Source organism: Pseudomonas fluorescens, assembly GCF_902497775.2.
Taxonomy (GTDB): Bacteria; Pseudomonadota; Gammaproteobacteria; order Pseudomonadales; family Pseudomonadaceae; genus Aquipseudomonas; species Aquipseudomonas putida_F.
This window is the reverse complement of sequence record NZ_OZ024668.1, coordinates 1,335,570-1,356,450: the sequence shown is the minus strand read 5'-3', so window position 1 is coordinate 1,356,450 and position 20,881 is coordinate 1,335,570. Positions and strand designations below refer to the sequence as shown.

The following is a 20,881-nucleotide window of genomic DNA, read 5'->3' as shown; positions in this document are numbered from 1 at the left end:
GCGAACTGGCCGGTGCCTTCAACCAGTTCGTCGAGCGCATTCATGCCTCGATTGCCGAAGTGTCCTCGGCTACCCGCCAGGTGCATGACCTGTCCGAGCGGGTGATGAGCGCCTCCAACGCCTCGATCATCGGCTCCGAAGAACAAAGCATGCGCACCAACAGCGTTGCTGCTGCAATCAACGAGCTGGGCGCCGCCACCCAGGAAATCGCCCGCAACGCCGCCGACGCCTCGCAACACGCCAGCGGCGCCAGCGAGCAGGCCAACGACGGTCGTCAGGTGGTGCAAGAAACCATCTCGGCGATGACCTCGCTGTCGCAGAAGATCAGCGAATCCTGCGAGCAGATCGAAACCCTCAACGCCAGCACCGACGACATCGGCCAGATCCTCGACGTGATCAAGGGCATCTCCCAGCAGACCAACCTGCTGGCGCTCAACGCCGCCATCGAAGCGGCCCGTGCCGGCGAAGCAGGGCGTGGTTTTGCCGTGGTGGCCGACGAGGTCCGCAACCTGGCGCACCGCACCCAGGAGTCGGCCGAAGAGATCCACAAGATGATCACCACCCTGCAGGTCGGTTCGCGCGAGGCGGTGCACAACATGAACGCCAGCCAGGTCTCCAGTGAAGAGAGCGTGCTGGTCGCCAACCAGGCCGGCGAGCGCCTGAGCAGCGTGACCCAGCGCATCGGCGAAATCGACGGCATGAACCAGTCGGTGGCCGCCGCGACCGAAGAGCAGACCGCCGTGGTTGAAAGCCTGAACCTGGACATCACCCAGATCAACGTGCTCAACCAGCAAGGCGTGGCCAACCTCAATGACACCCTGCGTCATTGCGATGCCCTGGCCCAGCAGGCCGGGCGCCTCAAGCAACTGGTCGGCAGCTTCAAGATCTAACCGCTGTAAAAAACAAAGGGGTCGCTTGCGGCCCCTTTGTTCATCCCCTCGCACTACACCGCCAGCACCCGCTTGGCCCGCCCCAGGCGCAGCCAGCCGATCAATACCGCCAGCATCAGCACGAAGCCCAGGTAACCGAAGAACGGATACACCTGGCCCACCAGGCTGATAAAGCCGATCAGGCTGCAGACAAACGCCGCCAGCCCCGCCGCCACCGAGCCCAGACGAAAACTGCGTGTCCCTGCCGGCAACAGCCGCGCCAGGAACGAATACAGCGTGCCCACGGCGGTGTTGACGATCATGCCGAAGATGATCACGCACATGATCACGCCCAGCGCCGGGGAAATTTCGCTGGCAATGGACAGCATCGGCATCGGCAGATCGGCGACGGTGTCCAGGCGTGACAGCAAGCCTGCGCTCATCACCAGCATCAAACCGCCGAGGGCTGCGCCACCGAGAATCCCGCCCCAGATCGCGGTCTTTTCCAAACGTGCCGAGCCGCCAAGAATCGCCAGGATCGGTGCCCCGGCAACGATGTTGTACGACACATACAAGAACGCACCGAGCAGCCAATGGCTGGTGCCCGCCTGCTGCTGGCTGGCCACCTGGTCAAGGGCGGCAAAGCTCAGCTCGCGGGTGAACACCGCGTACAGGGCAATGGCCGTGGCGATGAGGATCAAAAACGGCGTCACCGCACCGATCAGCAGGATCACCTTTTGCACATCCAGGCACACCACCGCCACCACCAGCACAGTCACCAGCACGCTACCGGTGAGCGCCGGGATGGCGAACTGCTGCTCAAGCAACGCGCCACCGCCGGCCAGCATCACCACGGTGACCGCGAACATGAAGAAGGTGATCATCAGGTCAACGAACAAGCCCAGGTAGCGCCCGCAAATGGCGTACACCACGTCCTTGTGCGAGGCGGCCTGCAAGCGATTGCCCAGCCCGGCCAGGGCCATGCCGAGAAAGGTGAACAACGCCGCGCTGACCAGCGCCCCGAGCAGGCCCCAGAGGCCGAAGTCGACAAAGAACAGCAACAGCTCGCGCCCCGAGGCGAAACCCGCGCCGACGATCACGCCGATAAAGGCGCCTGCAATTTTCAGCTGCTCTTTCATTTCCAACCCTCTGGTATCGATGGCCCTTGGGGCCTTGTTGTTGTTTTTACCCAGTGTTGCCTTGCTGACTCAGTCGTTGCCGATCCACGCTTGCACTTCGATCTCGACATCCACCCCCAGGGCCAGGCCGGCGCTGACGGTGGAGCGCACCGGGTAACCGTTGGCGAAGAAGCTTTTGTACACCTCGTTGAAGCCAGCGAAATGGGCCATGTCGGACAGCCACACGGCGGCCTTGATCACCTGGTCAAAACCGACGCCGCATTCGGCCAGGGTTTCGCCGATACGCTCCAGAGCGGCCTGGGTCTGAACCTGAATGTCGCCACGCACCACTTCACCGTCGGCGCCCATGGGGATCTGCCCGGAAAGAAACACAAAGCCGCCGACCTTGACCGCCTTGGAAAACGGATACGGCAGGTGGCTGGGGATACGCTGGATAGTCGAGCTCATGGAAAATCTCCTTGGGGAGTTAACGAAAACGCGCCGGGGACAAGCGTTGCGGCTCAACACCTTCGGCGGTCAGGGATGCTGGAAGCGGCTGCTCAAGCAGCAGCGCGCAGGCCAGTTGCGAAGCGCCAGCCGCGGACTGGATACCGTAACCGCCTTGCGCCGCCAGCCAGAAAAACGCCGGATTCTGCGGGTCGTGGCCGATCACCAGGTCGCCATCGGCAACGAACGAACGCAGCCCGGCCCAGGTATGGCTGGGCCGGCGAATCGCCAGGGTGGTGATGGCTTCGATGTTGTAGATACCGATGGCCACGTCGAGCTCTTCGGGCATCACGTCCTGGGGCTCGACCGGGTCGGCGTTGGCCGGCGAGCCGAGCAACTGCCCGGCATCGGGTTTGAAATAGAAACTCTCATCGACGCCGATCACCGCAGGCCACCGGCTAAACGCCTGGTCTGCTGGGCCTTCGAAGGTAAACGCCGAGCGTCGGCACGGCTGCAGGCCGACCGGTTGAACGCCACAGACTGCCGCGATGTTATCGGCCCAGGCGCCTGCGGCATTGACCACCTGGCGCGCCTGAATGCAGCTGCCGTCTGCCAGTACGATCTGCCAGTAACCTTCGTGGAAGCTGCCTTCGACTACCTCGGCATTGCATCGCAACTGCCCGCCGGCCTGACGGTAACCGCGCAAAAAGCCCTGGTGCAGCGCGTGCACATCCAGGTCCATGGCCCCGGGCTCGAGCACCGCCCCGGCCAGTACCTCGGCGCGCAGGCTAGGCACCAGCGCCAACGCCCCATCGCGGTCGAGCAAGGTAACCTCGGTGCCGTTGGCCAGGCTCTGCGCATACGTGTTGTCGAGCAGCGCCTGTTGCTCCAGAGTCGCCACATACAAGCAACCCCGCGGTTCCAGCAACGCATGCTCACAGAAACCTGGCGGTGGCGACTCATAAAAGGCCCGGCTGGCGCGGGTCAGCGCCTGGATCTGCGGCGTACCGTAAGCCTCCATGAACATCGCCGCCGAGCGCCCGGTGGAGTGGTAACCGGCCTGGGCTTCGCGTTCAAGCATCAGCACCTGCCGCCCTTGCGCCAACCGATAGCCCAGTGATGCGCCAGCAATACCGGCGCCGATGATCACGATGTCGAAGGTCTCTGTCATAGCCATGCAATCGCCTGCGAGGAGAAATTATCATTTGTGAGAATTCTAATATATGAGAATTTCGAATTATGCAAGCCGCCACGGTAAGATGTGGGTTCGTTTTGACTAACAGAGATGCTTGATGAGTGCCGATTGCTACCCTGCCGACGACCGCGCTGGTGCGCTGCCGCTGATTGACCGCGGCGAAGTTGGTGCGCGCCTGCGCAGCGTGCGCAAGGCCCAGCAAATGACCCTCAAGCAGCTGTCAGCGTTATCCGGGGTGCCGGTCTCGACCCTGTCGAAAATGGAACTGGCGCAGGTTTCGGTGAGCTACGAAAAGCTGGCCGCGGCGGCGCGGGCGTTGCAGCTCGACATCGCCCAGCTGTTTCGCGCCTCAGGCGTGAGCGATGTGCCGGTGCCGACCACCGTGGTAGTCAACTCCCTGCCCACGGCGCCCGGTTACAGCACCGGCACCTACGACTACCACCCGATTGCCGGCGAATTCCCCCAGCGCCTGATGACACCGATGTATGCGCGCATCATCGCCCGCGAACGGCAACAGTTCGACGAATTCATCCGCCACCCGGGGCAGGAATTTGCCCTGGTGCTCAGCGGGCGGGTGCGGATTGTGTTCGAGACCGGTGAAGCCGTGAGTATCGGCCCGCAGGAGACGGCGTACTTCAACAGTAGTGTCGGGCATATTTATCTGTCGGAGACTGAAGATGGTGGGGATGCGCATGTGATGGTGGTGATGACGGATCGGTAACAGCGTTGTCTGTAACACCGCATCGCGGGTCAAGTCGAGACGTCGCACCGCCGCTCCCACAGCGCTACGCGCTAAGAACCCTCCCGAAGCTCGACCCAGTTATAACCTAATAACGAACTAGTCTATTTGGCTATAAAAAAACCTTTATGCTGGCTGCCATCCGATCACGGGCACGTTGGGCGTTTAGGTTACTTATGGATGTAGGTTCTTTCGGTTTCACCCTTGCAGGCCTGGTAGTTGGATTCATCGTCGGCATGACCGGCGTCGGCGGCGGCTCGCTGATGACCCCGATCCTGCTCTGGTTCGGCATCAACCCCGCTACCGCCGTAGGCACCGACCTGCTCTACGCCGCCATCACCAAAGCCAGCGGCGTCTGGGTCCACGGCAAAAACAAGAATATCGACTGGAAAATCACCGGCTGGCTGACCCTCGGCAGCGTCCCGGCCGCCGCCCTGACCCTGTGGTTTCTTGCCAGCCTCGATACCGACACCCAGGCCGCCAACGCCATCATCAAGCAAGGCCTGGCCGTGGTCCTGGTGCTCACCGCCCTGGCCATCCTGTTTAAAAGCAAACTCCAGGCATTCGCCAGCAAACACGCCGGCGACCGCTACCACCTGAGCGGCACCAGCCTCAACCTGCTGACCGTCGTCACCGGTGTGGTGCTCGGCGTCATGGTCTCACTGACCTCCATCGGCGCCGGCGCCCTGGGTACCGTGGCCCTGTTCCTGCTCTACCCCTACCTGGTCACCCGCCGCCTGGTCGGCACCGAAATCGCCCACGCCGTGCCCCTGACCCTGGTTGCTGGCCTGGGCCATGCAAGCATGGGCAACATGGATTGGTCGCTGCTCGGCTACCTGCTACTGGGCTCGCTGCCAGGCATCTACATGGGCAGCCACCTGACCGGACGGATTTCCGACAACGTCCTGCGCCCTTGCCTGGCAGGGATGCTGCTGATGATCGGCTACAAGCTGGCGTTCTGATCCAGATTATCAGGCGACACAAATCCCACAGCCCCAGGGTCAATCCTGCGTTCGCCACAGCACTGGCCATTGTTCCGACCAGGTGCCGGTGCAACTGCCCAAGCGCGCCAGCGAGCGCAGTTGCATGCGCTGACCATCGAAGCGCCAACTCTGCGCAGCGCCACAGTCGCCTATCCCCCGGCCCAGGACGAAACTGCTGAGCACCCCGGTGTCGGGGTCATACCCTACCGAGCCACCAAAATCCCCCCACTGCTCCTGCACCGCAATCGTCTCCAGCTGCAGCGCCTTTGCCTGCTCAGGATGCGCCCGCGAGGTGGTGTAAAGCGCATACTCGCAGTTGTAGGCACCGCAACCGAAACGAAAACTGACCAGTGCGGTTTCACGGCTCAAGGCGTAGGCCTGGGCGCCGTCCGGCCTCCAGTCAGCGCCTGGGTCGCGCCAATCATCCGCAGTGGCAGTCATGACCACCTCGCTAATGCGCCGGGCCTCTGCTTCACCCATAGGCTCGGGGCGTACAAATGGCGCCAGCTTGGGCAACGCTGGCGCCGGCGGCACAGCGCTGTCCGGCGCGTCACCTGTACGCACGAATGCACTGCGATGCCCTACCCGTCCCTGCACCGAATCGATCAGCAACAACGAGGCACTCAGGCCATTGAGCGAACTACCCAGCTCGCCATCGTTGCTCTGTGAAGTCAGGCGTGCGCCATTGCGCAAGGCTTTGAGCAGAGCCATGGCCTGCTCGCCGCTGGCGCGCCAGAACACTACACCACTCTCCTGCGCATCGCTCGCGAGCACCAGCGGCTTGCCATCGAGTTGCAACGGCGCCGCAAGCGAACTCTGGCTGAAGATCAGCACCTGCAATTGCCCATCGATGCCTGCCGCGCGCACGATTTGTATGCCCAACGGCATATCGGCATTTTCGTCGGCGGCCACGGCCGTGCATTGGCGGGTATTGTCACAACCCACTACCCAGTCCTTGAGGTGTTTGTACAACGGTACCGGCTCGATTGCCGTCGCCTGGGTAACAGCGGGCAAGGCCAGCAGGGAGAGAAAGGCGGCATGCAGCGGTGCGGTCATGATGAATTCCGTTTCAGGTGAGCGACGCATTCTATCCCTTGGGCTGTTGAAGTTCTGCTCCCACGGCATTGACCGGCCGGTAGATCGGACTTGCCATATACATATGGAAATTCGTATATTCGAATCTCCATATGTATAAAGGTCGATTCGATGCTGACCCCCGCCGCCCTGTTCAAGTGCCTCGCCGACGAAACCCGCGCCCGCGCCACGCTGCTGATCGCCCGCGAAGGCGAGCTGTGCGTGTGCGAGCTGATGTGCGCGCTCGACGACAGCCAGCCAAAGATCTCCCGCCACCTGGCGCAACTGCGCACCTGCGGCCTGTTGCTCGACCGCCGCCAGGGCCAGTGGGTGTATTACCGGCTCAACCCGCAACTGCCGGCCTGGGTCAACCAGGTGCTGCAGTTGACCCTTGAGGCCAACGGCCAGTGGCTCAGCGCCGACAGCACCCGCCTCGACGGCATGGGTGATCGCCCTGCCCGCACTGCCTGCTGCTGAGGAATCTCACCATGCGCGTCCTGTTCATGTGCACTGCCAACAGCTGCCGCAGCATTCTTTGCGAAGCGCTGTTCAACCACCTGGCGCCGGCCGGCTTCGAAGCAGTCAGTGCCGGCAGTTTTCCCAAGGGCCAGGTGCATCCTCGCAGCCTGTCGACCCTGCATCGCGCCGGCATACCCACCGCCGGTCTGAGCAGCAAGGGCAACGAGGCCTTTGCCGGCAACCCGCCGGATATCGTCATCACCGTCTGCGACAACGCCGCCGGCGAAGCCTGCCCGCTGTACTTCGGCCCGGCGCTGAAGACCCACTGGGGCCTGGCGGATCCGTCCGAAATCCACGGCACCGACACTCTGCTCGATGCCGCCTTCGACGCCACCCTGGCGCGTATCGAACTGCGCTGCAAAACCTTCCTCGCCCTGCCCTTCGAGCGCCTGAGCCGCGACCAGCTGCAGGCTGAAATCGACCGCATCGGCACCCTGTAAAAGGACGCTTCCATGAACGACCAACTGCCCAATCTCGACCTCGACCTGATCCCGGCCAACGCCAGCCATGACGAGCACAAGCCGCGTATCCTGCTGCTTTACGGCTCGACCCGCGAACGCTCGTTCAGCCGCCTGCTGACCGAGGAAGCCGCGCGCCTGCTTGAGCACTTCGGCGCCGAAACAAGGGTTTTCAACCCAAGCGGCCTGCCCCTGCCCGATGACGCGCCAGACGATCATCCCAAAGTGGCGGAACTGCGTGAACTCATGCAGTGGTCCGAAGGCCAGGTGTGGTGCTCGCCCGAGCGTCACGGCGCCATGTCGGCGGTGTTCAAGGCGCAGATCGACTGGGTGCCACTGGCCATGGGCGCGGTGCGTCCGACCCAGGGCAAGACCTTGGCGGTGATGCAGGTGTGCGGCGGTTCGCAGTCGTTCAACGTGGTCAACCAGCTGCGGGTACTGGGGCGCTGGATGCGCATGTTCACCATCCCCAACCAGTCCTCGGTGCCCAAGGCCTGGCTGGAGTTCGACGGCAACGACCGGATGAAACCATCGGCCTATTACGACCGCGTGGTCGACGTCATGGAGGAGTTGGTCAAGTTCACCCTGCTGCTGCGCGGGCGCAGCGAGCACCTGGTGGACCGCTACTCCGAGCGCAAGGAGTCGGCCGAGGCCTTGTCCAAGCGTGTCGGCCAGCGCTCGATCTGAGCTACAGCTGGCGCCTGACGATATCCAGCCGGTAGTGGCAGCGGCTGTCGTCATCCAGGCTGATCAGGTCCATGGTCAGCAGATAGTGATCGGTAACCCCCAGCCCATCACCCTGGCCGCGAAAAAACTCGCGTAGCACCGGCCACCGCAGCGCATCCTCGAACCCCAGTTCCCGGGCGATGCGGTGGTAGCGGTCGGCGCCTTTGATGCGCAAGCGCACCTGGGCTGGGCTGAATTCGAACACTTCCAGTCGATACTCCGGGCTGGAGGTGAAAATCGCCGCGGCCACCAGCCGGCCCAGGCCACGGGCATCGCGCTCGAGCAGCACCTTGCTGGCCAGATACTGCGCCGCCATGCGCCGGCCCAGGCGATAGAACATGCGCTCGGACAGGCGATTGATGTGCTCACGGCCGAACATTTCCCCCGCTTGCTCAAGCATCAGGCCGTAGAAGGCTGCGGTGATGTTCGACAACGATTGGGCCATGCCGACCACGCTGTCGGGGAAAAAGGCATGGACCAGCGCCTGCCAGTCCATGTCGTCGGGATAGCGGTCGTGCTCACGCAGGGCGGCGGCTTGCAGGAAGGTCTCGGGAAGTCCTTTTCCGGGCGGATTCATTGCCACTGATCTCCATGACATTACCCCATGCATCCATTGCACAGGCGACCACTAAGTGTAGGCAAGCCTTGCCGGCGCTAGCGCACCAACCGACGCCCGGCACGCTCACGGCCCATGACGAACTGCAGCAAGCGATCCATCGGCAACGGCCGGCAGAACCAGAAGCCCTGACCGAGGCTGCATCCCTGGGCCTTGAGGTAATCCAGCTGCTCACGGGTTTCGATACCCTCGGCCACCACCTGGATGCCCAGACTTTCGGCCAGCATCAGGTAGCCTTTGACAATGGCCTGGTCGATCGGGTTGCCCTGGACCTCATTGACGAACACCCGGTCAATCTTGAGCTTCTCGAACGGCAAGGCCCGCAAGGTGCTGGGCGATGAATAGCCGGTACCGAAATCGTCAATCGACACGCGCACGCCCATGCCCTGCAACAGCAGGATATTCTGCCGCGCCTGCTCGATATCCTTGAGCGCAGCGGTCTCGGTCACTTCGATTTCCAGGCGGTTGGCCGCCAAGCCGCTGCGCTCAAGGGCAGCCGTGAGCCTGGCGACAAAGTCACACTGCATGAACGAATAGCCGCTCATGTTCACCGCCACCGGCACGTCCAGCAGGCCGGCCTCGATCAACGCGCGATTGTCGGCGCAGGCACGGGTGACCACCCAATCATTGAGCGCCGACATCAGCCCGTTCTGCTCAGCCAAGGGGATGAACACCTCGGGCGACACCGGGCCGTAAACCCCGTCGTTCCAGCGCAGCAGGGCCTCAAGGCCAGTGATCCGCTGCGGGTCGGCCAGTTCGAATTGCGGCTGGTAATGCAGCTCCAGTTGCTGAGCGTCAATGGCCTGGCGCAAGCGCTCCAGACGCTGCTGTTCGCGATGCTGAGTGACGCGCATGGCCGGGTTGAAACAGGCAATGCGATTACCGCCGGCCTTCTTGGCCTGGTACATGGCAAAGTCGGCATCGATGATCAGTTGGTCGGGCGCAGGCGTTACGCCCTCGGGGCAGTTGGCGCAGGTACTGACCCCCAGGCTTGCGCGCACGGTCAGGGCCATGCCGTCGATCCGCAGCGGCGCTCGCAGGCAGTCGAACAGGCGCGTGGCCAGGCTCATGCCGCCCTGCTCGGCAAACGCCTGGCGCACCACTACGACAAACTCGTCACCACCGACCCGGGCCAACAGGCCCGCGCCGGCCAGGCACTGGCGAATGCGCTCGGCGACGCCGACCAGCACCCGGTCGCCAACGTAGTGGCCGTGGTTGTCATTGATGATCTTCAAGCCATCGAGGTCGATGAACACCAGCACCAGTTGCTGTCCGTGCGCCACTGCCAGGGCGATCTCCTGTTGCAGACGCTCATGCAGGGCGCTGCGGTTCATGCAATGGGTCAGGGTGTCGTGGCTGGCCAGGTGGTTGATGCGCCGGTGCATCTGCAACTGCTCACTGATGTCGTAGCAAACCCCGATCAGCAATTGCCGGCCGCCCAGCAACAGTTCGCCGACACTCACGTGCAAGTCGAACAGCGAGCCGTCCTTGCGCTTGCCCAGCAGCTCGCGCACCAGGCCATTGAGCTTGCGCCCGCCGCCAGCACGGTAGGACGCCAGGCACTGATCATGGCGCTCGGCGTAGGCCCGGGGCATCAACCGGGCAATGTTGGCCCCGGCCAGTTCGCCGAAGCTGTAGCCGAACAGCTTCTGCGCCGCAGCATTGATCGCCTGCACCCGCCCCCACTCATCGGTGATGATAATGGCATCGGCGGCGGCCTCGAAAATCGCGTAGGGAATGCTGGTCAGCTCGCGCTCGGCGTTGGCCGCGAGCTTGTCGAAATCCTCTCGGGTCATGATCGCGGCCTAGCGGTTGAACCGGTCCACCAGCGCGTACATCTCATGCGCCGTATGTTCAAGCTCACGACCAATGGTGGCGGAGCTGGCGGCAATGTCGACGTTCTGTTCGGACACCTGGGCGATGGTAGTGATCTGCCGGCTGATGTCCTCGGCGACATGGGCCTGCTGCTCGGAGGCGGCGGCCATCTGCTCGGTCATCTGGTGGATATGCTCGACCGCCACGCCGATGCCTTCCAGGGCATTCTGGGTGGCAATCACCTGATCGACGCCAGCATGAGCCTCGTCACTGCCCTGGCGGGCGATATCCACCGCCTGGTTGGCGGCGCTGTGCAGCGACTGGATGATGGTCTGGATGGTTTCGGTCGACTCCTGGGTCTTGAACGCCAAGGCCCGCACTTCATCGGCGACCACGGCAAAGCCACGCCCCTGCTCGCCGGCCCGCGCCGCTTCAATGGCGGCGTTGAGCGCCAGCAGGTTGGTCTGGTCGGCGATCTGGCGAATCATGTTCGAGGCGATCTGGATCGACTGGGTTTCGTCGGCGAAGTTCTCCACCGACTGGCTGATCTGGTTCACCGTGTCCTGCAGTTTCTCGATCACCAGACGGGTCTTGCCGGCTTCTTCGGAGCCAACCCGGGTCAGCTGGTTGACGTCGTCGGCTTCGCGGGCGGTGTCGTGGATGTGGGTCGACACCTCAGCGATCGATGCCGCCATCTCGGTCATGGCGGTGGCGGCCATGTCGGTCTCGTCGCGCTGGCGCTGCAACGACGACTCGGAAGCCTGGGCCAGCTTGCCACTCTCGCCGGCCATGGTTTCGGTCTTCTGCGCATAGTCGCCGGAACGGCTGAGGGCGGTGCGCACCTTGGCCTGTTCGCTGATCAGCGACATCATCAACTGCGCCACGGCGCCGTGCTCGTCGGTGTAGGTGCGGGCGATCAGTTCGCTGTCGAAACTGTCGGCGGTGGCACGCCGGGCCAGGGCGAACTTGCGCTGCAGGTTCCAGTGCGCAGCCACCTGCATGCCGACAAAACCGCAGGTCAATACGGCCAGCGCCGCCCAGCTATCCAGGTACCACACGGCCGCAAGGCAGGGCACGCCAAGCGCCACCGGCGCCAGCGCCTGCTCTTTCACGGCCTTTGCCAGGAGCTTGAAACTCCAGCTCTTCTTGCCCGTGCGAATGCGCTCGTAGAGCGCTGCGGCGCGCTCGATATCGGCGCGCTGCGGCTTGACCCGCACCGACTCGTAGCCCACCACCGCAGTGCCTTCGAGGATCGGCGTGACGTAGGCGCTGACCCAATAGTGATCGCCATTGCGGCAACGGTTCTTGACGATGCCCATCCAGCTCTTGCCGTCCTTGAGGTACGACCACATGTGGGCAAACACCGCCTCCGGCATGTCCGGGTGGCGAACGATATTGTGCGGGCTGCCAATCAGCTCCTCACGGCTGAAGCCACTGATGGCCACCAGCTCATCGTTGCAGTAGGTCAGGTTGCCGTGCAGGTCGGTGGCAGAAATCAGCCGCTGTTCGTTCTGGAAGATGACTTCCTGCTGGGTGACCGGCAGATTGCTTCTCATTGCGCTGGGTATCCGTTATTGCGAGATCAATCGGGTATAAGAACCCGCATTGTAGGTGTGGCAATTGGCCATACCTCATGAATAGAGCGGCTGCAGCTATAGCGATATGGAATACCTGGTTAATTTTCCGCGTTGGGCTGGTTGGCCAGGGTCAGGCATTCGCGAAACAGCCGGCTGGCCGGGTCGAGGCTGCGATTGGCCGAGTAGAAGCAGCCAATGCTGCCAAAGCTCAACGGCTTGCCGAGGTCGAAGGCCTTGAGCTTGCCGCCCTGGGCCAACTGCTGGGTGGTTTGCAGGGGGAAGAAGCCGACGGTCTGTTGGTCCTGCATCAATTCGTAGTTGGTCAGGGCCGCGATCGACTCGATGACGTTGGCCGGCGGCCCCAGGTCCAGCTCTTCGAACAGGCGGTCGACAGTGCGCCGCAGCAGGCCGCTGCGCGGTGGCAAAATCCATGGGAACGGATGCAGCTCGGCCAGGCTCACCGGCCGGCCGCTGGCGTGCAGCGGGTGCTCAGCGCCAGCGACGATGCACAGCCCCTCCTCGCACAATACATCGACCTTCAGCCGCGGCTCGTACTCATGCCGGCGCCAATCATCCGGGATGCGCCCGACGACAATATCCAGCTCGCCGGCCAACAGGCTTGAGAACAGCTGGTCCATATGCCCGACCCGCACCGTCACCAGCACCCCCGGCGCGCTCTCTTTGAGCAGGCGCAAGGTATGCGGCAGCAGCAAGGCCGATGACGAGGTCAAGGAACCGACCATGACCTGGCCGGTGGTGCCGCTGTGGTAGGCGTTGACCTCGTCGGTGAGGCTGCGCAGTTCCGTGAGCATGGCATGGGCGCGGCGCACCACCACCCCGCCCAGCTCGGTGGCACGCACCCCGCGGTTGCCACGCACCAGCAGGGCGGCGCCGAGGAAGGCTTCCATTTCGTGGATGATCTTGGTCACGGCCGGCTGGGTCAGGTTCAGCGCCTGGGCCGCGCCCACCAGCGAGCCGCTGCGCAGCACCTGGTCGAAGACCACCAATTGATAGAGTTTGAGTTTGCGGGCAACAGAGACAACGGTCGACTTCATGGGTAACACCGGATGATGATCGAGCGCCATGCGTAACAGCACTCAACCTAACGGGCGATTCCTTATTGTTTTATAAACTTTCACACCGAAACTTCTCAGCATGGCGGGGAGAGTTGTTCATTCCTTTAAATTCAATATAGAGCGCGCAGACGAGCGAAAAACTGATGTAGATCATCAATTTAGGGGAGAAAAGCAGGTAGGGGAAAGGTGTGCGGCGGGGGTTATTTTCCGAGCATAACATACTTTCAGACATCAGCAAGGCAGGGGCTGGCCTGGTATTCCAATCAGCCTATAAACGGGGAAAGCCAAGTTGAAATAAAAATAATGAACACACGTATAACAACTTGGAATATCTGCAAGATTTACTATCTCTACTTGCCCTGCAGGCATGAAAACCCCGCGCGGGGCGGCCACGCTCAAGCGTCCACTTTCCTTGACACATCGAAAAGCACCCAGTAATTTTCTCGGCCCCTCCTTTTCGGCTACCCCTGCCGTGCACTGCCCAGGCGTTAACTCGCGAAGCGGTCATACAGATGCCGACACTTATACGGTCGCTAACCATTGGCGTGCCTCCATCTCCGCTATCAAGTGTACAAGGATGATTTCATGATCATTCGTCAGGCTAACGCTGCCGACTACCCGCCACTGCTCGACATCTGGCTGCGCTCCGTGCGTGCTACCCACCACTTCCTGCAAGCGTCCGACATAGACGCGTTGCTTCCGCAACTGCGCGACGTCTACCTACCCGCTGTTGAGTTATGGGTTACGGTAGACACTGAAGACTGCCCGCTGGGTTTTATTGGGCTCAATCAAACCCACGTAGAAATGCTCTTCATTGATCCAGACCTGCGCGGGCAAGGCATTGGCCGGGCGCTACTGGATTTCGCCCGCAGTTCGCGCGCTACGATGAGCGTTGACGTAAACGAGCAAAATCCCCAGGCGGTGGGGTTTTATCTGCATTACGGCTTTGTTCAAACCGGCCGCTCCCCACTGGATGGCGAAGGCCGGCCGTTCCCGTTGCTGCACATGAGCTTGCCCGGCTAAGCGCATGATAGAAAATCGCCCCTGCGCTCCCGCGTAGGGGCGATTGATCTGTCGCGAGACCATCGTGTTGTTGCTAATTCATGCACGTTCAAGCACCCCACTGCCTACTTGCGGGTGAATGCCTGGCATTCTTGGCACACTAGGTTCTGTACGAGAAGTAATGTCGCAAACTCACATAGCTCAAGCTAACGAGACCATCGCTGCATAGCTTTTCGCGAGCTTGTCAAAGCGTGTGACGATGCGGCGGCTCTCTTTTAGCCCATCGTCATTGTCCGGCTATCGGATAGCACATTGACAGGTAATGGCACTCGGCTATCGTCAGCGCACGGTGCTCGCTTGACAATCAAATGGCGAGTATCAGGATGGTATAGGCCGTTCTTTTAACTAACCTTCCCCGGGGCCGCTGCAAGTGCGTCCAGCCTTCGCACCTGAAGACCCTATAACGTTGGTTTCGGTAACGGATATACCGGTTATCAGCGGCTCGAACTCAGCGCGGTGCAGTAAGTTTCGTGAGCGCTCGGGCGAGAGCAGCCTAGGTGTGCAAGGAGGCAAGTCATGCAAAATACTGTATCGGGGACCTTGGTTTCCGGGAATGATTCACGTCTTCAGGTCAGCATGGGCAACGAAACGGCCAATGGCCGTTGGGATAATCCGTACGCTATCCAGTTCACCTTCTCCATCGCCGGACGTCAGTTCTTCTATGGCCAGAACCTGAAGACCCACTACTGGTTCATCCAGGAACTGCTGCCAGGCGGCAAGATGGGTCAGGAGACTGCCAACGGTCGCTGGGACAACTCCTATGCGGTCCAGTTCGCCTTTTCGGTTGGTGGTCGTCAATACTTCTACGGCCAGAACCTGGAGACCAATTACTGGTTTATCCAGGAGTTGCTAGCCGGTGGCAAGATGGGCCAGGAAACCGCCAATGGCCGCTGGAACAACCCCTATGCGAGCCAGTTTGCATTTTCCGTCGGCGGGCGTCAGTTCTTCTACGGGCAGAACCTGAAAACCAACTACTGGTTCATCCAGGAGCTGCTTGCTGGCGGCAAGATGGGCCAGGAAACCGCGAACGGTACCCTGGATGGACCGTTCGCGGTTCAATTTCCCTTCAGTGTAGGCGGTAGCCAGTATTTCTACGGGCAGAACATAAATAACCGAAGCTGGTTCATCAAAGAACTCCTGGCCGGCGGCAAGGTAGGCAAAACAACAGCCAGCGGGCGCTGGGACAACGCCTATGCTGTTCAGTTCGCCTATCCGGCGCAGCAGTACGGGCGCCAGTACTTCTATGGTCAGAACCTTGATACCAACTACTGGTTCGTCCAGGAACTGTTGCCGGGCGGAGCAATGGGCGAGGAGATCATGAACGGGCGGTGGGGCAACCCCTACGCTACACAGTTTGCCTACGAGCAGGGCGGCATCTCCTACTTCTACGGACAGAACCAGTCGAGTAACTACTGGTTCATCCAGGAGTTGCTGTCCGATACCGAGTACACGGTACGCCGGCTTCCGCTTCTCGACTACTCCAACTCGGCATCCGCTGCCCAGGAGGGTGCACCCGGTGTCTGCCTGGACGCAGGTTCATCCACGAGCTATCAGCCTAGTTATGCCGTTGGTTGGTCGCCCTACCTGGCGGATTGGATACGCTACGTCAAGAACGGCGGCCCGATCTTCAAGTACCACGATCCTGCCGAGATCGATGGTGTCGGCATACTTCTGCCCATGCGCAACGGGAAGTTGTACGGGGACCAGCTCAAGCGACAGATTACCGAGGAACTGCCCCTGTATGAAAAGTCCGAGGGGCACTATTCGTGGGTACTGACGCCGGGCGGGAAAATCCTCTACAAGTGGAATTCCCAGCTTGAGCTCGACAGTCGCCAGTACACGCGGCACAGCGACCTCAACCAAGGGCGCCCGGTTACTTGTGCCGGCGAGTTCTACCTGACCCGGCGAAGCTCGAACATCTTTCTCACGGAGTTGTACATCGAGATCAACGACAGCTCGGGCCACTACAAGCCATCAGCCGCGGTGTGTTTCAGGTACGTGCTTGAGGAGTTCGAGGCACTGGGCATCGACCTGAACAACATCGAGGGGGTTTACACGCGCAACTAAGCGCTCTCCCCCCTGGCAACCCAGGGGTGCTGCAGCCAGGCCCGGGAGTTCACTCTCCCGGGCTGTCCCGCTGCTTTGCACCCAACGTGCGCTAGCGCGCATGATTGGGCATTCCAGGTTCAGCCACCGTTAGTCTCTCGTCGCTTCGCCTAAGCCTTGGCAGCCTGATTGCAGGCGAATACCTGACACTCTTGGTAGACTATGACACCTTTGTTTTTGATACGGATCTTGGCACAGCAACTGCTCGCCCCCCTCCAGGCTGTTCTCGATCACTGGCCGCAACCCTGATCTCGGCGGCTGCGTTGGTACGCCGGACCAACGATCCATCAAAAACGCCCAGAAATGGTACAAAACACGTAACCGAAAATGCCTCTAGAATCCGCCTCAACCCCAGTAAACCCGCGCCCTGAGCCGTCCCGCCGCTTCAGCGTTGCGCCTATGATGGACTGGACCGACCGCCACTGCCGGTTCTTCCTGCGCCTGCTCTCCAGCAACGCCCTGCTCTACACCGAAATGGTCACCACCGGTGCCTTGCTGCACGGTGATGCCGAGCGGTTCCTGCGTCATAGCGAGGCCGAGCATCCGTTGGCTCTGCAGTTGGGCGGCAGTGTGCCGGCTGATTTGGCCGCGTGTGCCAAGCTGGCCGAGGCTGGCGGGTATGATGAGGTCAACCTCAACGTCGGCTGCCCGAGCGATCGGGTGCAGAACAATATGATCGGCGCCTGCCTGATGGGCCATCCGGCGCTGGTCGGCGATTGCGTGAAGGCGATGCAGGATGCGGTGCAGATTCCGGTGACGGTCAAGCACCGCATCGGTATCAATGGCCGCGACAGCTACGCCGAGCTGTGCGATTTCGTCGGCCAGGTGCGCGACGCCGGTTGCCGCAGTTTTACCGTGCACGCGCGGATCGCGATTCTCGAAGGCCTGTCGCCGAAGGAGAACCGCGAGATTCCACCGCTGCGCTATGACGTCGCCGCGCAGTTGAAAGCGGACTTCCCCGACCTGGAGCTGGTGCTCAACGGCGGGATCAAGACCCTGGCTGAATGCCAGGAGCACCTGAAGACGTTCGACGGGGTAATGCTCGGCCGCGAGGCTTATCACAACCCGTACCTGCTGGCCGAGGTCGATCAGCAGTTGTTCGGCAGCAGCGCGCCGGTGATCAGCCGCAGCGAGGCGCTGGCCAAGTTGCGCCCTTATATTGCAGCGCACCTGGCCTGCGGTGGCGCCATGCACCACATCACCCGGCATATTCTCGGCCTTGGCCAAGGCTTCCCGGGGGCGCGCAAGTTCCGCCAGTTGCTGTCGGTGGATATCCACAAGAGCAAGGACCCGCTGGCCCTGCTCGACCAGGCCGGCGAGCTGCTGCAGGGGCGCTAGCCCCGGAACCTGTGCGCGCTTTGGCACTCGAAGGCTTATCCCACTTCGCCCCGCCTGCCAGCCAGCCCTTGAGCGGCTGGCAGCGCTCGGGTAATGTCGATCCATTGCACAGGACAGAGCACGCCCATGACTTCCAAGCTGGAACAACTCAAGCAGTTCACCACTGTGGTTGCCGACACCGGTGATATCGATGCCATCAGCCGCCTGAAACCGGTCGATGCCACCACCAACCCTTCCCTGCTGCTCAAGGCCGCGGCCATGCCCGGTTATGCCGAGCTGCTCCAGCAGTCGGTCGAGCACAGCAAGGGCGATGTCGGCCTTGCCTGTGACGCCTTTGCCGTGGCCGTTGGCGCCGGCATTCTCAAAGTGATTCCGGGGCGCATTTCCACCGAGGTCGACGCCCGCCTGTCCTTCGACCAACCGGCGCTGCTGGCCAAGGCCCGGCAGTTGATCGCGCTGTACGACAAGGCCGGTATCGGCCGTGACCGGGTGCTGATCAAGCTGGCCTCGACCTGGGAAGGCATCCGCGCCGCCGAGATCCTGGAAAAAGAAGGCATCCAGACCAACCTGACCCTGCTGTTCTCCTTCGCCCAGGCCCAGGCCTGCGCCGACGCCGGGGTGTTTTTGATTTCGCCGTTCGTGGGGCGCATCTACGACTGGTACAAGAAGTCCACCGGCAAAGAGTACGTCGGCGCCGAAGACCCGGGCGTGCAATCGGTGACGCGCATCTACGACTACTACAAGACCAATGACTACAAGACCGTGGTCATGGGCGCAAGCTTCCGCAATATCGGCCAGATCGAGCAACTGGCGGGCTGCGACCGGCTGACCATCAGCCCCGAGCTGCTGCAGCAGTTGAGCGATGATCAGGGCCAGTTGCCGCGTCTCTTGAAGCCAGGCAAAAACGGTGAGGCGCGCCAGCAACTGAGCGAGAGCCAGTTCCGCTGGGCGTCGAACGAAGATGCCATGGCCACCGAGAAACTGGCCGAGGGGATTCGCCAGTTCGCCCGGGATCAGGAGAAGCTCGAGGCGTTGTTGGCGGCAAAGGCCTGATACAAATCTGGGTTTGCCAGTGAGGGGTGCAGCGTAGAGCATCTTATCGGCCTTCAGGGCCTCATCATCGCGGGTCAAGTCGAGTCGTCGCACCGCCGCTCCCACCCATCAAGTGGGAGCGGCGGTGCGACGACTCGACTTGACCCGCGATGCTTTCGACTTTGCTTTCAGAGATGTTGATGTCTGAATCTTCCGAATTACCCGCAGTACTGGCCGGGCCTTTACTGCGCCGTCTCGAACCCACGCGAATCGTGTTCTGGCTGGTAGCCTCCGAGCCGCTGCAAGCCGAGCTGCAACTGAGCTGCACAGGCATTACTGCCGATATCAACTGCACGGTTGTGCCGATCGGCCGCCACGCCTTTGTCCACCTGCTCGACATCCGCCTCGACAGCCCGCTGCCCTGCGATGAGCAGGTCGACTACGACCTGATTCTCAACAGCCAAGGCATCGCCCAGTACGCGCCGCACCTGCTCTACCCCGGCGCACAACGGCCGAACCTGGTCCTGCGTTCACACCTGGAGCAACTGCTCCACGGCTCGTGCCGCAAGCCTCATCACCCGGCAGCGGACGGCTTGTTATGCGCCGACCGCCTGTTGCTGGAAAACCCCGCGCCGTTGCAGCGCCCTGCCCTGCTGATGATGAGCGGTGACCAGGTGTATGCCGACGATGTCGCCGGGCCGATGTTGCGCGCCATACACGCGCTGATCGAGCGCCTGGGGCTGTTTGGCGAGCAGTTGCAAGGTGCGGTGGTCGATGACAGTGCCGCGCTCTACCAGCATCCGGCCTGCTATTACCATCGCGCCGACCTGCTGCCGGCGTTGGAGAGCAACGAAACCCTGCGCGCGCGTTTTTTTGGCGGCACGCGCAAGCCGATCTTCACCAGCAGCAACGCCGACAACCACCTGGTGACCTTCGCCGAAGTCATGGCCATGTACCTGTTGGTCTGGTCACCGCTGCCCTGGGGCCTGATCGACGTGCAGATGCCGCCCGGCCTCAACGCCCAGCGCCAGGCGCGCTACCGCCAGGAGCAACAGCTGATCGAGGTTTTTGCCAGTGGCCTTGGCGGGGTGGCGCGGGTGTTGGCGCACTTGCCGAGCCTGATGATTTTCGACGACCACGACATCACCGATGACTGGAACCTCTCGGCGCAGTGGGAAGAAACCGCCTACGGCCATCCGTTCTCCAAGCGCATCATCGGCAACGCCCTGCTCGGCTACCTGCTGTGCCAGGGTTGGGGCAACAACCCCGATGCCTTTACCGCGCTGCTGGAGCATTGTCAGGCCTTCAGCCACAGTGCCGACGCCGATGACTACCTCGACACGCCGCTGCAGGATGCCCTGATCAACGAGGTGTTGCGCTTTCAGGGCTGGCAGTTCGTCCTGCCGAGCAGCCCGGCGCTGCTGGTGCTGGACACCCGCACCCGGCGCTGGCGCAGTGAAAGCAACTTCAACAAGCCTTCGGGCCTGCTCGACTGGGAAGCCCTCAGCGAGCTGCAGCAGGCGCTGCTCGACCACCCTTCGGCAATCATCGTCTCGCCGGCACCGATCTTCGGCGTCAAACTGATCGAGAGCGTGCAGCGGGTGTTCAGTTGGCTGGGCTATCCGCTGCTGGTGGATGCCGAGAACTGGATGGCCCATCGCGGTGCGGCGCAGGTCATCCTGAATATCTTCCGCCACTCGCGCACGCCGGGGCATTACGTGATCCTGTCCGGTGATGTGCATTACTCGTTCGTCTACGAGGTGCTGATCCGCCACCGCCAGCGCGCCCCGCACCTGTGGCAGATCACCAGCAGCGGCATCAAGAACCAGTTCCCCAAGCGCCTGCTGGATACCTTCGACCGCCTCAACCGCTGGCTGTACTCGCCACGCTCACCACTCAACTGGTTTACCAAGCGCCGGCAGATGCAAGTGATCCCGCGTACCCCCGCCCACAGCAAGGCTGGCGAGCGGCTGTGGAACAGCGCAGGCCTGGGTCAGGTGTTTTTCAATGAACAAGGGCAACCGGCGCGGATTTTCCAGCTCAACGCCGATGGCAGCGAGGCAACCGAGTTTGCACCGCGCCAAGCTGACTTGAAAGAAGTTTGACGGGCGCCTGGAACGGCGCCCCGGTC

Annotated in this window: 18 protein-coding genes and 3 pseudogenes; 11 read left to right on the top strand and 10 right to left on the bottom strand. The window is 62.0% G+C overall.

Annotation, left to right across the window (positions count from 1 at the left end; translation table 11 throughout):
- The first annotated feature begins 104 nt into the window (after positions 1–104).
- Positions 105–890, top strand: coding sequence for a methyl-accepting chemotaxis protein (locus tag F8N82_RS27540; protein WP_371857234.1), 786 nt, complete (start codon positions 105–107; stop codon positions 888–890).
- 53 nt (positions 891–943) lie between these two features.
- On the opposite strand, the gene F8N82_RS06355 is transcribed toward F8N82_RS27540, so the two are convergent.
- The 3 genes from F8N82_RS06355 to F8N82_RS06345 form a co-directional block, all read right to left on the bottom strand.
- Positions 944–2,008: a YkvI family membrane protein gene (locus F8N82_RS06355; protein ID WP_038994408.1), complete on the bottom strand. Its 1,065-nt coding sequence runs from the start codon at positions 2,006–2,008 to the stop codon at positions 944–946.
- Positions 2,009–2,077: 69 nt separating this feature from the next.
- The gene (locus tag F8N82_RS06350) at positions 2,078–2,455 is read right to left on the bottom strand and encodes a RidA family protein (RefSeq protein ID WP_038994407.1); all 378 of its coding nucleotides are present in this window, start codon (positions 2,453–2,455) and stop codon (positions 2,078–2,080) included.
- Between the two features lie 19 nt (positions 2,456–2,474).
- The gene (locus tag F8N82_RS06345; RefSeq protein WP_038994406.1) at positions 2,475–3,605 is read right to left on the bottom strand and encodes an NAD(P)/FAD-dependent oxidoreductase; all 1,131 of its coding nucleotides are present in this window, start codon (positions 3,603–3,605) and stop codon (positions 2,475–2,477) included.
- 121 nt (positions 3,606–3,726) lie between these two features.
- Between F8N82_RS06345 and F8N82_RS06340 the strand changes: the two genes are divergently transcribed.
- Together F8N82_RS06340 and F8N82_RS06335 are read left to right on the top strand one after the other, a co-directional pair.
- Entirely contained in the window at positions 3,727–4,350 is a 624-nt protein-coding gene (locus tag F8N82_RS06340) for a helix-turn-helix domain-containing protein (protein WP_052251408.1), read from the top strand.
- Between the two features lie 194 nt (positions 4,351–4,544).
- Entirely contained in the window at positions 4,545–5,330 is a 786-nt protein-coding gene (locus tag F8N82_RS06335; RefSeq protein WP_038994404.1) for a sulfite exporter TauE/SafE family protein, read from the top strand.
- 39 nt (positions 5,331–5,369) lie between these two features.
- Here F8N82_RS06335 and F8N82_RS06330 read toward each other — a convergent pair whose 3' ends face one another.
- Positions 5,370–6,407, bottom strand: coding sequence for a DUF1176 domain-containing protein (locus tag F8N82_RS06330; RefSeq protein WP_038994403.1), 1,038 nt, complete (start codon positions 6,405–6,407; stop codon positions 5,370–5,372).
- Between the two features lie 150 nt (positions 6,408–6,557).
- Here F8N82_RS06330 and F8N82_RS06325 point away from each other — a divergent pair, with 150 nt between their 5' ends.
- From F8N82_RS06325 to arsH, 3 genes are read left to right on the top strand one after another with little or no spacing between them, the layout of a single operon-like run.
- Positions 6,558–6,902, top strand: coding sequence for a metalloregulator ArsR/SmtB family transcription factor (locus tag F8N82_RS06325; RefSeq protein WP_038994401.1), 345 nt, complete (start codon positions 6,558–6,560; stop codon positions 6,900–6,902).
- An 11-nt stretch (positions 6,903–6,913) separates the two neighbouring features.
- Positions 6,914–7,384: an arsenate reductase ArsC gene (locus tag F8N82_RS06320; RefSeq protein ID WP_038994400.1), complete on the top strand. Its 471-nt coding sequence runs from the start codon at positions 6,914–6,916 to the stop codon at positions 7,382–7,384.
- Positions 7,385–7,396: 12 nt separating this feature from the next.
- Positions 7,397–8,089, top strand: coding sequence for an arsenical resistance protein ArsH (gene arsH / locus F8N82_RS06315; RefSeq protein ID WP_038994399.1), 693 nt, complete (start codon positions 7,397–7,399; stop codon positions 8,087–8,089).
- 1 nt (position 8,090) lies between these two features.
- Here the strand turns inward: arsH and F8N82_RS06310 are convergent, their stop codons facing one another.
- The 5 genes and pseudogenes from F8N82_RS06310 to F8N82_RS06295 all read right to left on the bottom strand — a co-directional run bounded on the left by F8N82_RS06310 (position 8,091) and on the right by F8N82_RS06295 (position 13,191).
- On the bottom strand, positions 8,091–8,705 hold the full coding sequence (locus tag F8N82_RS06310) for a hypothetical protein (RefSeq protein WP_038994397.1): 615 nt from the start codon (positions 8,703–8,705) through the stop codon (positions 8,091–8,093).
- A gap of 77 nt (positions 8,706–8,782) precedes the next feature.
- Entirely contained in the window at positions 8,783–10,540 is a 1,758-nt protein-coding gene (locus F8N82_RS06305; protein WP_038994395.1) for a putative bifunctional diguanylate cyclase/phosphodiesterase, read from the bottom strand.
- A gap of 9 nt (positions 10,541–10,549) precedes the next feature.
- A pseudogene (locus F8N82_RS27535) lies at positions 10,550–11,497 on the bottom strand (methyl-accepting chemotaxis protein); the annotation flags it as partial.
- Between the two features lie 309 nt (positions 11,498–11,806).
- Positions 11,807–12,115 (bottom strand): annotated as a pseudogene (locus F8N82_RS27530) (PAS domain-containing protein); the annotation flags it as partial.
- 119 nt (positions 12,116–12,234) lie between these two features.
- Positions 12,235–13,191 carry a LysR family transcriptional regulator gene (locus tag F8N82_RS06295; protein ID WP_038999251.1) on the bottom strand — a complete coding sequence of 319 codons (957 nt, stop codon included), beginning with the start codon at positions 13,189–13,191 and terminating at the stop codon, positions 12,235–12,237.
- Between the two features lie 606 nt (positions 13,192–13,797).
- Here F8N82_RS06295 and F8N82_RS06290 point away from each other — a divergent pair.
- The gene (locus F8N82_RS06290; protein WP_038994390.1) at positions 13,798–14,235 is read left to right on the top strand and encodes an acetyltransferase; all 438 of its coding nucleotides are present in this window, start codon (positions 13,798–13,800) and stop codon (positions 14,233–14,235) included.
- A 139-nt stretch (positions 14,236–14,374) separates the two neighbouring features.
- On the opposite strand, the pseudogene F8N82_RS27525 reads toward F8N82_RS06290, so the two are convergent.
- Positions 14,375–14,493: pseudogene (locus F8N82_RS27525) on the bottom strand (IS5/IS1182 family transposase); the annotation flags it as partial.
- A gap of 297 nt (positions 14,494–14,790) precedes the next feature.
- On the opposite strand from F8N82_RS27525, the gene F8N82_RS06285 reads away from it, so the two are divergent.
- The 4 genes from F8N82_RS06285 to F8N82_RS06270 all read left to right on the top strand — a co-directional run bounded on the left by F8N82_RS06285 (position 14,791) and on the right by F8N82_RS06270 (position 20,855).
- Positions 14,791–16,341 (top strand): hypothetical protein, encoded by a 1,551-nt coding sequence (locus F8N82_RS06285; RefSeq protein WP_141231031.1) that lies wholly within the window; start codon positions 14,791–14,793, stop codon positions 16,339–16,341.
- A gap of 366 nt (positions 16,342–16,707) precedes the next feature.
- Positions 16,708–17,718 carry a tRNA dihydrouridine(20/20a) synthase DusA gene (gene dusA / locus F8N82_RS06280; protein ID WP_038994386.1) on the top strand — a complete coding sequence of 337 codons (1,011 nt, stop codon included), beginning with the start codon at positions 16,708–16,710 and terminating at the stop codon, positions 17,716–17,718.
- A 126-nt stretch (positions 17,719–17,844) separates the two neighbouring features.
- The gene (tal, locus tag F8N82_RS06275; protein WP_038994384.1) at positions 17,845–18,771 is read left to right on the top strand and encodes a transaldolase; all 927 of its coding nucleotides are present in this window, start codon (positions 17,845–17,847) and stop codon (positions 18,769–18,771) included.
- Positions 18,772–18,950: 179 nt separating this feature from the next.
- On the top strand, positions 18,951–20,855 hold the full coding sequence (locus tag F8N82_RS06270; RefSeq protein WP_038999249.1) for an alkaline phosphatase D family protein: 1,905 nt from the start codon (positions 18,951–18,953) through the stop codon (positions 20,853–20,855).
- The last annotated feature ends 26 nt before the right edge of the window (positions 20,856–20,881 follow it).

Coding starts and splice junctions, on each gene's coding strand:
- F8N82_RS06345 (WP_038994406.1), bottom strand. CDS start 3,605: ATGACAGAGACCTTCGACATCGTGATCATCGGCGCCGGTATTGCTGGC.
- F8N82_RS27540 (WP_371857234.1), top strand. CDS start 105: ATGAGCGCCTCCAACGCCTCGATCATCGGCTCCGAAGAACAAAGCATG.
- F8N82_RS06310 (WP_038994397.1), bottom strand. CDS start 8,705: ATGAATCCGCCCGGAAAAGGACTTCCCGAGACCTTCCTGCAAGCCGCC.
- arsH (WP_038994399.1), top strand. CDS start 7,397: ATGAACGACCAACTGCCCAATCTCGACCTCGACCTGATCCCGGCCAAC.
- F8N82_RS06320 (WP_038994400.1), top strand. CDS start 6,914: ATGCGCGTCCTGTTCATGTGCACTGCCAACAGCTGCCGCAGCATTCTT.
- F8N82_RS06290 (WP_038994390.1), top strand. CDS start 13,798: ATGATCATTCGTCAGGCTAACGCTGCCGACTACCCGCCACTGCTCGAC.
- dusA (WP_038994386.1), top strand. CDS start 16,708: ATGCCTCTAGAATCCGCCTCAACCCCAGTAAACCCGCGCCCTGAGCCG.
- F8N82_RS06355 (WP_038994408.1), bottom strand. CDS start 2,008: ATGAAAGAGCAGCTGAAAATTGCAGGCGCCTTTATCGGCGTGATCGTC.
- F8N82_RS06285 (WP_141231031.1), top strand. CDS start 14,791: ATGCAAAATACTGTATCGGGGACCTTGGTTTCCGGGAATGATTCACGT.
- F8N82_RS06330 (WP_038994403.1), bottom strand. CDS start 6,407: ATGACCGCACCGCTGCATGCCGCCTTTCTCTCCCTGCTGGCCTTGCCC.
- tal (WP_038994384.1), top strand. CDS start 17,845: ATGACTTCCAAGCTGGAACAACTCAAGCAGTTCACCACTGTGGTTGCC.
- F8N82_RS06305 (WP_038994395.1), bottom strand. CDS start 10,540: ATGACCCGAGAGGATTTCGACAAGCTCGCGGCCAACGCCGAGCGCGAG.
- F8N82_RS06340 (WP_052251408.1), top strand. CDS start 3,727: ATGAGTGCCGATTGCTACCCTGCCGACGACCGCGCTGGTGCGCTGCCG.
- F8N82_RS06335 (WP_038994404.1), top strand. CDS start 4,545: ATGGATGTAGGTTCTTTCGGTTTCACCCTTGCAGGCCTGGTAGTTGGA.
- F8N82_RS06270 (WP_038999249.1), top strand. CDS start 18,951: ATGTCTGAATCTTCCGAATTACCCGCAGTACTGGCCGGGCCTTTACTG.
- F8N82_RS06325 (WP_038994401.1), top strand. CDS start 6,558: ATGCTGACCCCCGCCGCCCTGTTCAAGTGCCTCGCCGACGAAACCCGC.
- F8N82_RS06350 (WP_038994407.1), bottom strand. CDS start 2,455: ATGAGCTCGACTATCCAGCGTATCCCCAGCCACCTGCCGTATCCGTTT.
- F8N82_RS06295 (WP_038999251.1), bottom strand. CDS start 13,191: ATGAAGTCGACCGTTGTCTCTGTTGCCCGCAAACTCAAACTCTATCAA.